This window comes from Ramlibacter sp. P4_H7, assembly GCF_056400765.1.
In genome coordinates this window covers 81,181-95,238 of the sequence record NZ_JBFUKP010000001.1, presented here as the reverse complement: position 1 = coordinate 95,238, position 14,058 = coordinate 81,181, and the positions used below count along the sequence as shown (strand labels likewise).

General features: G+C 69.5%; 12 protein-coding genes. 3 read left to right on the top strand and 9 right to left on the bottom strand.

What is annotated here, in order from left to right; translation table 11 throughout:
• Positions 1-8: 8 nt before the first annotated feature.
• From AC1DSA_RS00480 to AC1DSA_RS00455, 6 genes are read right to left on the bottom strand one after another with little or no spacing between them, the layout of a single operon-like run.
• Positions 9-950: a LysR family transcriptional regulator gene (locus AC1DSA_RS00480; protein WP_477884947.1), complete on the bottom strand. Its 942-nt coding sequence runs from the start codon at positions 948-950 to the stop codon at positions 9-11.
• Between the two features lie 2 nt (positions 951-952).
• Positions 953-1,924, bottom strand: coding sequence for an ornithine cyclodeaminase family protein (locus AC1DSA_RS00475; protein ID WP_477884945.1), 972 nt, complete (start codon positions 1,922-1,924; stop codon positions 953-955).
• A 9-nt stretch (positions 1,925-1,933) separates the two neighbouring features.
• Positions 1,934-3,070: a DSD1 family PLP-dependent enzyme gene (locus AC1DSA_RS00470; RefSeq protein WP_477884943.1), complete on the bottom strand. Its 1,137-nt coding sequence runs from the start codon at positions 3,068-3,070 to the stop codon at positions 1,934-1,936.
• Position 3,071: 1 nt separating this feature from the next.
• Positions 3,072-4,535, bottom strand: coding sequence for an N-acyl-D-amino-acid deacylase family protein (locus AC1DSA_RS00465; RefSeq protein ID WP_477884941.1), 1,464 nt, complete (start codon positions 4,533-4,535; stop codon positions 3,072-3,074).
• Positions 4,536-4,558: 23 nt separating this feature from the next.
• Positions 4,559-5,674, bottom strand: coding sequence for a DSD1 family PLP-dependent enzyme (locus AC1DSA_RS00460; RefSeq protein ID WP_477884939.1), 1,116 nt, complete (start codon positions 5,672-5,674; stop codon positions 4,559-4,561).
• Between the two features lie 36 nt (positions 5,675-5,710).
• Complete coding sequence (locus tag AC1DSA_RS00455; protein WP_477884937.1) at positions 5,711-6,679, bottom strand: Bug family tripartite tricarboxylate transporter substrate binding protein; 969 nt, start codon at positions 6,677-6,679, stop codon at positions 5,711-5,713.
• 253 nt (positions 6,680-6,932) lie between these two features.
• Here AC1DSA_RS00455 and AC1DSA_RS00450 point away from each other — a divergent pair, with 253 nt between their 5' ends.
• Positions 6,933-7,607: a hypothetical protein gene (locus tag AC1DSA_RS00450; RefSeq protein ID WP_477884935.1), complete on the top strand. Its 675-nt coding sequence runs from the start codon at positions 6,933-6,935 to the stop codon at positions 7,605-7,607.
• A 13-nt stretch (positions 7,608-7,620) separates the two neighbouring features.
• Here the strand turns inward: AC1DSA_RS00450 and ligD are convergent, their stop codons facing one another.
• Together ligD and AC1DSA_RS00440 are read right to left on the bottom strand one after the other, a co-directional pair.
• Positions 7,621-10,182 (bottom strand): DNA ligase D, encoded by a 2,562-nt coding sequence (ligD, locus tag AC1DSA_RS00445; RefSeq protein WP_477884933.1) that lies wholly within the window; start codon positions 10,180-10,182, stop codon positions 7,621-7,623.
• Positions 10,183-10,225: 43 nt separating this feature from the next.
• Positions 10,226-11,254 carry a ferritin-like domain-containing protein gene (locus AC1DSA_RS00440; protein WP_477884931.1) on the bottom strand — a complete coding sequence of 343 codons (1,029 nt, stop codon included), beginning with the start codon at positions 11,252-11,254 and terminating at the stop codon, positions 10,226-10,228.
• A 218-nt stretch (positions 11,255-11,472) separates the two neighbouring features.
• Here AC1DSA_RS00440 and AC1DSA_RS00435 point away from each other — a divergent pair, with 218 nt between their 5' ends.
• Both AC1DSA_RS00435 and AC1DSA_RS00430 read left to right on the top strand, forming a co-directional pair.
• On the top strand, positions 11,473-11,961 hold the full coding sequence (locus tag AC1DSA_RS00435; RefSeq protein ID WP_477884929.1) for a hypothetical protein: 489 nt from the start codon (positions 11,473-11,475) through the stop codon (positions 11,959-11,961).
• A complete protein-coding gene (locus AC1DSA_RS00430) occupies positions 11,958-12,806 on the top strand; it encodes a hypothetical protein (RefSeq protein ID WP_477884927.1) in 849 nt (282 codons plus the stop codon). The genes AC1DSA_RS00435 and AC1DSA_RS00430 overlap by 4 nt, the downstream gene beginning before the upstream one ends.
• 57 nt (positions 12,807-12,863) lie before the next feature.
• Here AC1DSA_RS00430 and metK read toward each other — a convergent pair whose 3' ends face one another.
• Positions 12,864-14,045: a methionine adenosyltransferase gene (gene metK, locus AC1DSA_RS00425; RefSeq protein WP_477884925.1), complete on the bottom strand. Its 1,182-nt coding sequence runs from the start codon at positions 14,043-14,045 to the stop codon at positions 12,864-12,866.
• Positions 14,046-14,058 lie beyond the last annotated feature (13 nt).

The window sequence follows — 14,058 nt, the reverse complement described above, 5'->3', positions numbered from 1 at the left end:
ACGCTGCGTCAGCGCGCCGTGCCGCTTGCAGCCCCCCGCCCCGCATCGCGCCACGGTGGCCGGGGCTGGAAGCGTTGCTGCAGGAAGGCGAGGAACAAGCGCACGCGCGCAGGCAGTCCCGCGCGGTGGTCGGCCAGCGCCACGACGTCGGCGTCAGGCAGCTTCCACTCCGGCAGCACGCGCACCAGCCTGCCTGCGCGCAGGTCGTCGGCCACGTCCCATTCCGAGCGCAGCATGATGCCCTTGCCCATCAGCGCCCACTGCTTCACCACCTCGCCGTCGTTGCTCCACAGCGCGGGCGGCACGCGCACGGCGACCTCGCTTCGGTTGCGGCGCAGCCGCCAGAGCGTCACGTCCTCCTGGTTCTCGCGCAGCACGATGCAGTCGTGCGCGGCCAGTTCGTCGGGCTTCTGCGGCGCCGGCCGGCGTGCCAGGTAGTCGGGCGACGCGCACAGGAAGCGCGCGTTGGGCGCGACCGGATAGGCCACCAGGCTGGAGTCGGGCAGGTGCCCGATGTGCACCACCAGGTCGAAGCGCGGCGCCTCGGTCGGGGTCACCGCGTCGGCCAGGGTCAGCGACACCTGCAGCCGAGGATGCAACGTGTGGAATTCGGCGAGCAGCGGCGCCAGGTAGCGGCGGCCGAAACCGAGCGGCCCGCAGACGTCCAGTTTGCCGGCGACCTCGCCGGAGCGCGCCCGCAGGTTGTCGGTGAGCTGGTCCAGTTGCGCCAGCAGGTCCACCGCGCCGGCGTAGAACAACTCGCCCTCGTCGGTCAGGCTGAAGTGGCGCGTGCTGCGCTGGACCAGCTGCACGCCCAGGCGCTGTTCCATCTGGCGCAGGTGCTGCGACACGGCGGACGGCGTGACGTCCATCCGCCGCGCGGCCTCCGCCAGGGAGCCGGCCTCGGTGATCGCGACGAAGAAGCGCAGGTCCGTCGCGTCTTTGGGCATGCCTAGTACTCTACCTGCACTCCCACGCCCTGCTGCAGCGCGAGCCGCACCGCCAGTTCCGCCACCGCCAGGTCCTGCAGCGCGACGCCGGTGCCGTCGAACAGGGTGATCTCGCCGTCCGAGCGGCGGCCGGGTTTCAGTCCGGCGATCACCTCGCCCAGCGTACCGCGCACGTCGGCCAGCGTGATCAGGCCGGCGGCGAAGGCATGCTGGCATTCGCCGATGGAGATGGCCTGCGCCGGTTCGTCCACGAAGACCGCCGCCGCGGCCACGAGGGCGGCTGCGAGTTCCTGTTTGCCCCTGGTGTCCGCACCCATGGCGCTCACGTGCGTGCCGGGACGCAGCCAGCCGTGTTCGATCAGGGGCCGCTGCGAGGGCGTCACGGTGATCACCACGTCGGCCTCGGCCACGGCCTCGCGCGGGCTTGGCTGCGGCTCGAAGGCGAGACCCAGCTCTTCGACGATGCGGCCGAAGTCGCGCAGCTTGTCGGGTGACGGATTCCAGGCCCGCACGCGGCGGATGGGCCGCACGGCGAGCGTGGCCTTGAGCTGGTAGGCCGCTTGCACCCCAGTGCCGATGATCGCCAGCACGCTGCTGTCCGGCCGCGAGAGCGTGCGCGTGGCCAGCGCGCTGGCGGCGCCGGTGCGCACGCCGGTGAGGTAATTGGCGCTCACCACCGCCTTGGCGCGGCCCGTCTCCGGATCGAACAGCACGGTGGACGACTGGTGGTTGGTGAGCCCCCGTTTCGCGTTGTGCGGCCAGTAGCCGCCGGCCTTCAGGCCCAGCAGCGGCGCGCTGGTGTCGGCGCCGGTCTTCACGCCGAACACGGCGTCCTGGTAGCCCAGCACCTCGCGCACCACCGGGTAGTTGCGCGCCTGTTCGCGCGCCATGGCGACGAAGGTCTGTTCCACCGCCGCGATGGCGTCCTCGACGCCGACCAGCGCGCGCGCGTCCTGTTCCGAAAGAATCAGCATCGAGTCTCCTTACCAGCCGCTGAAGCGCTGCCACGTGGCGGTGACCGCGCCGTCCTGGCCCACCACCTGGTAGGCGCCATATTGCGCCGCGGTGGAGCAGGCGTGGTTGGGCAGGATGCGCACCTGCTGGCCCACCTGCAGCTCCAGCGTGTCGGCGACCGAACCGGGTCGGCGGGCCATGATGCCGTGCTCCTGGTTGGCGCCGACCAGGATGTAGTCGGCCAGCGGCCGTCCCTGGACGTCGCACACCAGGCCGTAGCCCTGGTCCACCGGCTGGCCCGCGGTGCCGCGGTCGCGCGACATCGCCATCCAGCCGGCGTCCAGCAGGGTCCAGCCCTTCTCGCGCTGGTGGCCGATCACCGTGGCCAGCACCGACAGCGCGATGTCGTCGACCGCGCACACGCCGATGCCGGCCATGACCAGGTCGAAGAACACGTACACGCCGGCGCGCAGCTCGGTCACGCCGTCCAGGTGCTCGGCGAACAGCGCGGTGGGGGTCGAGCCGACGCTCACCACCGGGCAGGCAAAGCCGGCATGACGAAGGCGCTGCGCGGCCAGCACGATCGCGGCGCGCTCCTGCTCCGCCATCGCCCGCAGCGCCTCGGGGCTGCGGCAGTCGTAGGAGCTGCCGGCATGGGTCATGACGCCGCGCACGGGAACGCCGCCTTCGGCCAGCGTGCGGGCGATGTCCAGCAATTCGGGCGACTCGGGCTTCACGCCGGAGCGGTGGCCGTCCGAGTCCACCTCGATCAGCACACCGACGTCGGCCGGTGCAGCCGCCAGCCGCTGCGCCACCATGCGTGCCGCCTCGACGCTGTCCAGGATGATGGACATGCGGGCGCCGCGCGCCTGCAGCCGGAGCACGTGGTCCATCTTGTTGGGCGCGATGCACACCGCGTACAGGATGTCCTTCACGCCCCGCTCGGCGAAGTAGTCCGCCTCCAGCAGCGTGGAGACGGTGATCGGTCCTTCGTCGCTCGTCATGAGGCGGCGCGCCACCTCGTGGCACTTGTTGGTCTTGACGTGCGGCCGGAAGGCCACGCCCAGCCGCTCCACCTGACGGCGCATGCGTTCGATGTTGCGCTTCATGCGCGCCTCATCCAGCAGCAGCGCGGGAGTTTCCAGGCTCGTGAGGGGCTGGCCCATCTCAATGGCCCTCCTGCGGCGTGCGCTTGAGAACGCGGCCGGGCCGCGCGCCGCTCGCACGGCCCTCGCGCCAGACCACGGCGCCGTTGACGATCACGGTGTCGATGCCGCGCGCCGCGGCGATCGGCTTTTCGTAGGTTGCGGCTTCGTCCACGGTGTCGGCGTCGAACAGCGCCAGGTCGGCGAAGGCGCCTTCGCGCAGCACGCCGCGGTCGGCCAGGCCGAAGTTGCGGGCGGTGAGGCCGGTCATCTTGTGCACCGCCTTCTCCAGCGGGAACAGGCCCAGCCCGCGGCCATAGTGACCCAGCACACGCGGGAAGCTGCCCCACAGGCGCGGATGCGGCGCGGCATCGTGCGGAAGGCCGTCCGAACCCACCATGGTCTCGTCGAACTGCAGGATGCGCTGCACGTCGGCCTCGTCCATGCGGAAGTAGATCGCGCCCGCGGGCAGCAGGCGGCGGATCGCTTCCTCCTGCGGCACACCCAGCGCGCGGGCGATGTCGTCCAGGTCGCGGCCGGCGAATTCGGGCAGTGCCTTGGACCAGGTGACGATCACGCGGCTGGAACTGGCGGCGCGGTCGGCCGACAGCACCGTGGAGCCCGCGGTGTAGGGATAGCAGTCCAGGCACACCGGCTGCAGCGCCATCTGGCGGCGGATCAGCTCCAGCGTCTCGGCCGAGCGGCCGTAGTTCTTCTGCCCCACCAGCTTGTGGTGCGAGATCACCACCGGCACGCCCACCTCGCGGCCGATGCGGAAGGTCTCCTGCAGCGAATCGACGATGCCATCGGCCTCGTCGCGCATGTGGGTGCAGTAGATGCCTTGGAAGTCCTTGAGCGGCCGGCAGGTCTCGATCACCTCCTCGGTGGGCGCGGCGATCGCGGGCTCGTAGAACAGGCCGGTGGACACGCCGATGGCGCCGGCCTCCATGGCCTCCTGCACCAGCGCGCGCATCTGCCGGATCTGCGCCGGGGTGGCGGGGCGCTCCAGGTCGTCCAGCGTGGCCACGCGCAGCGTGGTGTGGCCCACCAGCATCGCGCAGTTGGTGGCCGCCGGTTGCGCGCGCAGGGCCTGCAGGTAGGCGGCGAAGGTGGGAAAGCGGAACCAGCCGCCTTCTTCGTCCAGCAGGTTCAGCGGCGGCGTCACCGGCTGCGGCACCGGGCGCGGCATGGGCGCCAGCGAGATGCCGCAGTTGCCGCCGATCACGGTGGTGACGCCCTGGCTGACCTTGGGCGCCATCTCGCCGCCGGACAGCATCACGCGGTCGTCGTGCGTGTGGCAGTCGATGAAGCCGGGCGCGGCGATGTGGCCGGCCAGGTCGATCTCGCTGCGGCCGCTGCGCCCGGCAAGGTCGCCGATGCGCTCGATGCGGTCGCCGCGGATGCCGATGTCGCCGGCAAAGCGCGGGGCGCCGGTGCCGTCCACGATCTGGGCGTGGCGAATGAGAAGGTCGAAGGGGTCCTGCATGTGTGCTCCGGAGGGAAGGAGGTTCAGAGCCGCGCGCCGCGCGCCGCGATCGGCCAGACGGCTTCCACGGTCGCGCCGCGGATGCACACCAGCTCGTCGTAGAGATTGACCGTGGGGTCGCAGTGGCCGGGCACCAGCATCAGAGCGTCGCCCAGCGCGGGGGAGACGGCGTCGGGTGTCGCCAGCACGCCGTGTTCGTCGGCCGCCTTCACGTAATCCAGTTCGGGCCGCTGCCACACGACGGGCATGCCGCTGTCGACGCTGGAGGCCTTGAGGCCTGCGTCCACCACGGCCCGCGCGGCGGAGGGCCGGCTCATGACGGTGGTGCGGACGAACAGCGCGTGCTCGAAGGCGATGCCGTCGGGCGCGCGCTGGTTGTCGGCGTAGTCGCGGTCCATGAACACGTAGGAGCCGGCCTGGAGCTCGCCGAACACGCCGGAGTCACGCTCGTGCTGGAAGGTGCCCGTGCCAGCGCCGGTGACGATGGGCACCGGGACACCGCGCCGTTCGATTTCCTCGCGCGTCCCATGGGCGGCAGCGGCGGCCTCGGCGATGGCGGCGGCCCGTACCTTCGGATCGCGCAGGTGCTGCGCGGGGCCGTGGTAGCACTGCAGGCCGGCAAAGCGCAGCGGCGCGCTGTCCGCCACCAGCTGCGCCAGCGCCGCGGCCGGCGCACCCGGGGGCACGCCGCAGCGGCCGGCGCCGACGTCGACCTCCACGTACACGTCCAGCGCAACCTGCGCTGCGCGGGCGGCATCGGCCAGGGCCCGCACCTGCGTCGCATGGTCCACCAGCACGCCGATGCAGGCGCGCCGTGCGAGGGCCATCAAGCGCGCCAGCTTCGCCGCGCCCACCACCTCATTGGTGACCAGCACGTCCGCGATGCCCGCGTCCACGAACACCGCCGCCTCGCTCACCTTCTGGCAGCAGATGCCCACCGCGCCCAACGCCAGCTGTCGGCGCGCGATCTCCGGGCACTTGTGGCTCTTGGCGTGGGGACGCAGCCGCACGCCGCTGCCGCGCAGGGCGTCGGCCATGCGCTGCAGGTTGCGTTCGAAGGCGTCCAGATCCAGGACCAGCGCGGGCGTGTCGATCGCATCGACGGGGTCGCCGGGCTGCGCGGCTTGCCAGGGGCTCATGGTGTCGTGCGTACGGGAAGCGTGCGGGCCGCGGGCTCAGTCGATCTTGGCGCCGGAAATCTTGATCACCTTCGCCCACTTCTCGGTCTCGCGCCGCGACAGCTCGCGGAACTCTTCGGGCGTGCTGGGCGAGGTCTCGGCGCCCAGCATCCTGAAGCGCTCCTGCACCGCGGAGCTGGCGAGCGCCGTGCGGATCTCGGCGTTCAGGCGCGTCACGATGTCCTTGGGCAGGTTGGCGGGCGCGACGATGCCGCCCCAGGCCACCACCTCGAAGCCGGGGACGGCGTCGGCGATCGGGGGCACGTCGGGATAGGTGGGCGAGCGCTTGAGCGAGGAGATGCCCAGCGCGCGGATGCGGCCGTTTTGCGCATGCGGGCCCAGGACCGGCGTGTTGGCGATCATCAGCTGCACGCCGCCGCTGATGAGGTCGGTGACGGCGGAGCTGGCGGCCTTGTAGGGCACGTGCAGCATGTAGGTGCCGGTCATCGATTTGAAAAGCTCCACGCCCAGGTGGGCGGTGGTGCCGTTGCCGTCCGAAGCGAACGCCAGCTTGCCCGGGTTCTTCTTCGCGTAGGCGATCAGTTCCGGCACCGTCTTCACCGGCACGTTGTTGTTGACCGCCAGCAGGTTCACCACCCGCACCGCATTGGACACCAGCGTGAGGTCGCGGTCGACGTCGTAGGGAACGTTGGGCAGCAGCGAGCGGTTGGTGGCCAGCGACACCACGTTGCCGTAGGCGAGCGTGTAGCCGTCGGCGGGGGAGCGCACCAGCTCCATCGTGCCGATGGTGTACGAACCGCCTGGCTTGTTGTCGATCACGATGGGCACGCCCAGCTGCTGCGACAGCTGCGCCGACAGGGCGCGCATCAGCACGTCGGGCGCGCCGCCGGGCGCCGACGGCACGATCAGCCGGATCGGTTTCTCGGGCCAGGCCGCCAGGGCCGAATGCAGCGGCGCGAACAGGGCCGCCAGTGCCAGGGAGAGGGACAGGAAACGTGGGCGCATGCAGGACCTCCGGAGCGAGCCTGCAGTGTCTGCCATTCGATTCGGGAGAAAAACTGCGCAGACCTACATTTTCAAGTTAGGTGAACTTAAGAATTGGGGCCCTCTCGCGCAACCGCTGCGCGGGCGCCCCGTAGCTGACGATCGCCGCCGCCAGGCGTTCGTTGGCAACCGACCTCAGCCATTGGACCCAGGTCCCAGGGTGCTATAACACGCCTTCCTTCGCGGATGCGCGCGTCCCGAAGCGCAAGTTTCCATGGCCTCCACCTCCACTCCGAACCCGCCCTCCGCCGCAGCCGAAGCCGCGCGCTATGCCTTGCTGCGCCGGTTGGCGCCATCCATGCGGCACCACCTGGTGGTTAACCTGCAGCCAATCGGCATGATCTACGAGGTGATGGACCGCCGCCTGCGCGCGCCCACCCCCGACCTCGCGCACGTGCAGGACAGTGCAGGCAAGATCAACGGCTTTGCCCGCGCCGCGCTGCAGTCGTGCGTCGACGTGGTGAGCTGGCTCGCGCCGGACGATGCGGCGACCTGCTCGGTGCGCGACGCGGTGCGTGAATCGCTGGGCCTGCTGGCCACCAGCCTGAGCTTTCGCGGCTATGCGCTGCGCGACGAAACAGTCGAACTGCCGGGCCTGGTGCGGCGCTCGGGCATCCGCAACCTGCTCGCGGCCACGTTGATCCACTGCACGGACCACAGTGCCGCGCCCGCGGACCTGGCCCTGTCAGTTGCGGCCGAAGGGACCGATGCCCTCGTCTCCATTTCCGTGCGACCGACGCAAGGCGACAAGGGGCTGCAGTCCGAGAGGAACTACCGCAAGCTGACCTGGGACGACCTGCAGGCGCTGGCCGCGGCGGACAGCACCCGGGTCGAGCGCGACGGCGAACGCATCGTGCTGCGCTTCCCCTGGGTGACGGCCTCCGCCTGAGGCGACCGCGCCCTCAGCGCGGCGCGAATCCCAGCTTCTTCATCGCCGCTGCCAGGCTGGCGCGGCTGCCTTCGTACTCCGCCCAGGGATCGTTGCCCTGGTCGAGCCGCGTGTGCACGGTCGCGACGGTCCAGTGCGCGCCGCTCTTCAAGCCCTGCAGTTCGTCCCAGCGCACCGGGACCGAGATGCCCAGTCCGGGCCGAGCCCGGGCCGACCAGGCGCAAGCCGTCGTGGCGCCATAGCCGTTGCGCAGGTAGTCGATGAAGATGCGGCCCACCCGGTTGCTGGCACCGCTCTTGGCGACGAAGCGGTCCGGCAACGTGCGCGCCAGGTGCTGCACGATGGCCTGCGAGAAGTCCTTCACCGTGTCCCAGTCGAACTTCGGCTTGAGCGGAACCACCAGGTGCAGGCCCTTGCCCCCGCTGGTCTTGAGGAAGCAGGGCAGGCCAAGTTCGTCGAGCATCGTGCGCACCAGCTGCGATCCTTGCTGGATCTGCGCCCAGCTCACGCCTTCGCCCGGGTCGATGTCGAAGGTCATGCGGTCGGGCCGGTCTATGGTGCGCACCACGCCGTTCCACGTGTGGAACTCGACCACGTTCATCTGCGCGGCCGACAGCAGCCCTTGCGGCTCGGCGATCTTGACCATCGGCGGATGACCGGGAAAGACCGAGGGGTCGAGCTGCACCACGCCGGCCATCTTGTAGCGGTCCAGGTGCTTCTGGAAGAACAACTGGCCGTCGATGCCGTCCGGCGCCCGCACCATGGCGATCGGCCGGTCCTGCAGGTGCGCCATCATCAGCGGCGCCACCAGCGCGTAGTAGCGCACCAGCGCGATCTTGGTGGTGCCGCTTTGCGCATCGACGATGCGGTCTGGATTGCTCACCCGCAATGTGGGCGGCAGCGCGACCTCGGCAGCGGCGGTGGACTTGGCCGAAGCCGGGGCAACCGCCTTCTTGCGGGACTTGGGGGGCGCGGCCGCCGGCGCGTCGGGCGGGGGTGCATGCAGCACGGGCTCCTCGCCGATCGCCTTCGCCGGCTTGTCCGTGCGTAGCCCATGGAACACCGAATGCCGGACCTTGCCGTCGCGGGTCCATTCGCCGAACGACACCTCGCACACCAGCTCGGGCTTCACCCAGTGGGCATCGCGCGGCAGCCCGCTGCCGGCCTCGAACGGCTTGTGGCCGGCGGCCAGAGCATCGAGTTGCCGGCGCAGGTCACGCAGGGTCTTCTCGTTGAAGCCGGTGCCCACGTTGCCCGCGTAACGCAGCTTGCCGTCTTCTTCGTGCACGCCCAGCAGCAGCGAACCGATGCCGGTGCGTGCGCCCTTGGGGTCGGTCCAACCGCCGATGACGAATTCCTGCCGGCGCTTGCACTTGAGTTTGACCCAGTCGCTGGACCGCCGGCAGACGTAAGCGGAATCGCGCCGCTTGGCGATCACGCCCTCCAGGCCGAGCCGGCAGGCGGAATCGAGCATGTCCTGTGGCGCGGCGTCGAACACCGCGCTGAAGCGCACGTTGTCGTGGGGCTTGCGCTCCACGATGCGTTGCAGCACGGCGCGGCGCTCCACCAGCGGCACTTCGCGCAGGTCGTGGCCGGCGCAGTAGGGCAGGTCGAACAGGTAGTAGACGATCTGCTCGGTGCGCCGGGTGTCGAAGGCGCTCTGCAGCGCCTGGAAGTCGGCCGGCACGTCCTCGCCCGGCATGATGATTTCGCCGTCGTACCAGCCGTCGGGCAGTTCCATGCTGCGCAGCGCCTGCACCAGACCGGGCAGGCGCGAGGTCCAGTCGTTGCCGTTGCGGGTGACCAGTTCGATCCGGCCGTCCTCGACCCGCGCCAGCATGCGGTAACCATCGAACTTGATCTCGAAGATCCAGTCCTCCGGCCGCTGCGGCGGCGCGTCCACCAGCACCGCGAGCTCCGGCTGCAGCTTTGCCGGCAGGCGCGCCTCGCGCGCACCCTGCGGAGGGCCGGATGCCGCCGGCGCACGCGCGGCCTGGCCCGGCACGGCCACCGGGCGGTCCGCGAGCGACTGCACGCTGTCGGGCATTTCATCGACCACGCTGAATTCTGCGGCCGGCCGCGCCAATGCGTCACGCTCCTTGATCAGAAGCCAGGGATCCTCGCGACCGTTGCCGCGCCCCTTCATGCGCACGAGGGTCCAGTGCCCGTGCAGCTTGTGCCCGCGCAACTCGAACTTCAGCTTGCCGTCGCGAAAGCCCTCTTGCGGGTCTTCCAGCGGGATCCAGGTGCCCTTGTCCCAGATGATCACCTTGCCCGCGCCGTAGTTGCCGGCGGGGATGGTGCCTTCGAAGCGGTTGTACGCGATGGGATGGTCCTCGGTGGGCATCGCCATGCGCTTGTCGGCCGGGTCGTAGCTGGGGCCCTTGGGCACCGCCCAGCTCTTCATCGTGCCTTCCAGCTCCAGCCGGAAGTCGTAGTGCAGCCGCGTGGCCCAGTGCTTCTGGACCACGAAGCTGCGCGCAGCCTCATTGACTTCGCCGCCTTCCGCCGGTTCCGGCGTCGCGTCGAAGTTGCGCTTGTCGCGGTATTTCTGAAGGGCGCTCTTGTCTGCCATCCGGCGGGAAACGGGGCGGCGCCAGGGCCGCCCCATCGTTCACTCAGCTGTTGCGGAACTGGTCGCGCAGCATCTTCACCTGGTCGTGGTTGCGCTGCACGCCCTGCATCTGGCGCTCCACCACCTGGCGCACGTCGGCCGGCAGGTTCTTCTGCAGCGCCTTCGTGTAGCGCGCCTTGGCATTGTCCTCGCCGCGCTCGGCCTCTTCCAGGATCGCCTTGTCGTCGTAGGTGGTCAGCTTGGACTTGATCGACACCCAGCCGCGGTGCATGGCGCCCATCGCGCTGCCGCCGTCCTCGACGCTGCCGCCGTACTGGCGGATGCAGTCGTTCAGTTCCTGCGCGCCCTTCCGGCAGTCGTCCGCGCGCTGCAGGAAGGTGGAGCGCAGCTGTTCGCTCTTGGCCTGTTCGGCGCACTCACGGAAGCCGTATTCGCCGTCCTTGCAGCATTCCGCCAGGTCCTTCAGCAGGTCCACCACGTCGCCGCGGTCGCCGTCGTTGTTGCCGGCCGTCTGCATCGCGCCGACCGCGCCGGCGGTCCCCATCGCGGAGGGCGTGCTGCGCTGGCCACCGGAGGCACCAGGGGTGTAGCTGCGGTACTGCTCGTCGGCGCGGCGCCAGCCGGCTTCGGACGCCGGGCGCGCGCGGTCCCAGTTGAGCGTCGAGTTGCCGCGGGTGTCGTCCCACTCGGATCCCAGGCGCGGCTCGACGCTGGTCCACTGGTCTTCCGGATAGCGTTGCCGCCCCGACAGGCCCAGGCGGTACGCGGGGCTGTAGTCGTCGAAGCCGCGGCCCTGCTCGTAGTAGGGCTCCTTGCTGTAGTTGTCGCGCCAGTAGGCTTCTTCGGCGGTCGGGTTCACCGCCTCGCCCGCAGCCTTGCCGGCCAGGCCGCCGACCACCGCGCCCACGACGCCGCCGACGGCCGCGCCCACGGGGCCCGCGATGGAGCCGGCAGCCGCGCCGGCCACGGCGCCGCCCGTGGCACCGATGCCGGTCCCGATCGGGTGGGCACCCGGTTCGTCGGTGATGGGGTCGCGGTTCATGTCCCGGTCTTCGCGTTCTTCAGCAGCCATGGCTTGCTCCTTGTGTTCAGGTGATGGAAATCAGTCGTCCCCCTCATCTTGGGACGCTGGACGAGCCAGCCCGTGGGCCAAAAGCACTGAGCGCTTGTAGGAATCGTCGGGCGCGCCCGCGCGCCCTGCAAGGCCGAGCGCACGCACAGGGACTCACTGCGGCGTCCTACACCGGTGCCGTCTCGCGTGCGTCACGCTCGGCCCATCGGGTGATGCCCATGAAATATTCGCTGCGCAAGACGCCTTCCCACCTCAACCTCACGTACAAGTACGGGGAGGCGAGCGGCGGCCTGCTCGGACGCAACCTCGTGCTGGAAGTCGACGGCAACGTGCTGACGCTGGAGGTCGACCTGTCGGCCAACCTGCTCGCGCGCAACAAGCAGTCGTCCTGGTACCTGGACGCGGTGGACCTGGCATCCAACCACCACAAGCTGAAGTCGCTGCAGTGCCCGGACAACCTGGTGCGCACGCGGCTGATCCGCGCGTGGGAGGGGATCGACCAGCCGCGCTTGCGGATGCGCCTGGTGCTCAACCCGCGTGGCCGCTACGTGTTCGACGTGGCGCCGCACTCGCTGTTCATGGGCGGCATCCAGCTCGACGTCCAGGCCTTCCTGGAAGACGAGTCGGAATCGTCCGGGACGCCGTCCAACGAGGCTTCGCTGCTGGAAGAAGAAGCGCAAGCCGATTCCGAGGGGAAACACGCATGACGCGCTTCAATCGATGCGCCCGCCTGCTGGCGGGTGTGGGGACTGCTTGCCTGCTGGCGATGGGCGCGATGGGCGCCCATGCCGACGCGGGAGGCCTGCGCAGCCGCTACACGGAGCTGAAGCCGCAGTTGCAGAACAACTCCTATGGCCGCCAGCTCACCATCGACTCGACGGAGGGAAGCAACTCATTGCAGGGCGACGTCTACGCGGTGCTCGACCATCCCTTCGACAAGGTGAAGGGCGCGCTGGCGGATCCGAGCGCCTGGTGCGACATCATGCTGCTGCCTTTCAACACCAAGGCCTGCGCGGCGCACGGCAACACCTTGAGCGTGCGCATCGGCCGCAAGTACAACCAGCCGGTCGAACAGGCCTACCGCCTCGATTTCAGTTTCAGCAATGCGGCCGCCAACGCCAACTACCTGGAGACGCGGCTGAACGCGGGCGAGGGTCCCTTCGGAACGCGCGACTACCGCATCGTGGTGGAGGCCGTGCCGCTGGATGGCAACCACACCTTCATGCACATGAGCTACGCGTACGGCTTCGGCGGCAGCGGCCGATTCGCGATGCAGGCCTACCTGGCCACGGCGGGCGCGAGCAAGACCGGCTTCACCACCAATGGCGTGCGCGGCGCCGTCGAACGCAACGCGATGCGCTATTACCTGGCGATCGATACCTACCTGGACACGATGGACGTCCCGCAGGCGCAGCGGGTGGACAAGCGCATCAACGAGTGGTTCAGCGCCACCGAACGCTATCCGGCGCAGCTGCACGAGATGGACCGCAACACCTACGTGAGCATGAAGCGGCAGGAATACGGGCGGCAGACGACCGCGTCGACGCAGTAGAGCAGAAGGGGCGCCGAGGCGCCCCTTCTGCTGCATCGCTCCCGCGATCTACTCAGATCACTTGAGCCCGGCCGCTGCACGCAGCGCCTGCGCCTTGTCAGTCCGCTCCCAGGTGAACTCGGGCTCTTCGCGGCCGAAGTGTCCGTAGGCCGCCGTCTTCTGGTAGATCGGGCGCAGCAGGTCCAGCATCTGGATGATGCCCTTCGGACGCAGGTCGAAGTGCTCGTGCACCAGCTCGGCGAGCTTGTGGTCGGGGATGACGCCGGTGCCTTCGGTGTAAATGGTCACGTTCATCGGCTTCGCGACACCGATCGCGTACGCCACCTGGATCTGGCACTGCTTGGCCAGGCCGGCGGCCACGATGTTCTTGGCGACGTAGCGCGCGGCGTAGGCGGCCGAGCGGTCCACCTTGGACGGGTCCTTGCCCGAGAAGGCACCGCCGCCGTGCGGGCAGGCGCCGCCGTAGGTGTCGACGATGATCTTGCGGCCGGTCAGGCCGCAGTCGCCCTGCGGGCCGCCGATGACGAAGCGCCCGGTCGGGTTGATCAGGTAGCGCGTTTCCTTCAGCCACTCCTTGGGCAGCACCGGCTTGATGATCTCCTCGATCACCGCCTCGACGAAGGACGGCTTCATGTGGTGGCCGTCGCTCTGCTCGGGGCTGTGCTGGCTGGACAGCACCACCGTGTCGATGCTGTGCGGCTTGCCGTCGACGTAGCGCATCGTCACCTGGCTCTTGGCGTCCGGGCGCAGGAAGGGCAGCCGGCCGTCCTTGCGCAGCTGCGCCTGGCGCTCCACCAGGCGGTGGGCGTAATAGATCGGCGCGGGCATCAGCACCGGCGTCTCGTCGCAGGCGTAGCCGAACATCAGGCCCTGGTCGCCGGCGCCGGTGTTCAGGTGGTCGTCGGAGGCGTGGTCCACGCCCTGGGCAATGTCGTTGGACTGCTTGTCGTATGCCACCAGCACCGCGCATCCCTTGTAGTCGATGCCGTACTCGGTGTTGTCGTAGCCGATGCGCTTGATGGTGTCGCGCGCGGTCTGGATGTAGTCGACGTGCGCGTTGGTGGTGATCTCGCCGGCCAGGACCACCAGGCCGGTGTTGGTCAGGGTCTCCGCCGCGACGCGGCTGCGGGGATCCTGCTGGAAGATCGCGTCCAGGATCGCATCCGAGATCTGGTCGGCGACCTTGTCGGGGTGCCCTTCGGACACCGATTCGGAAGTGAAGAGGAAATCGTTCGCCATTTGAATAAACTCC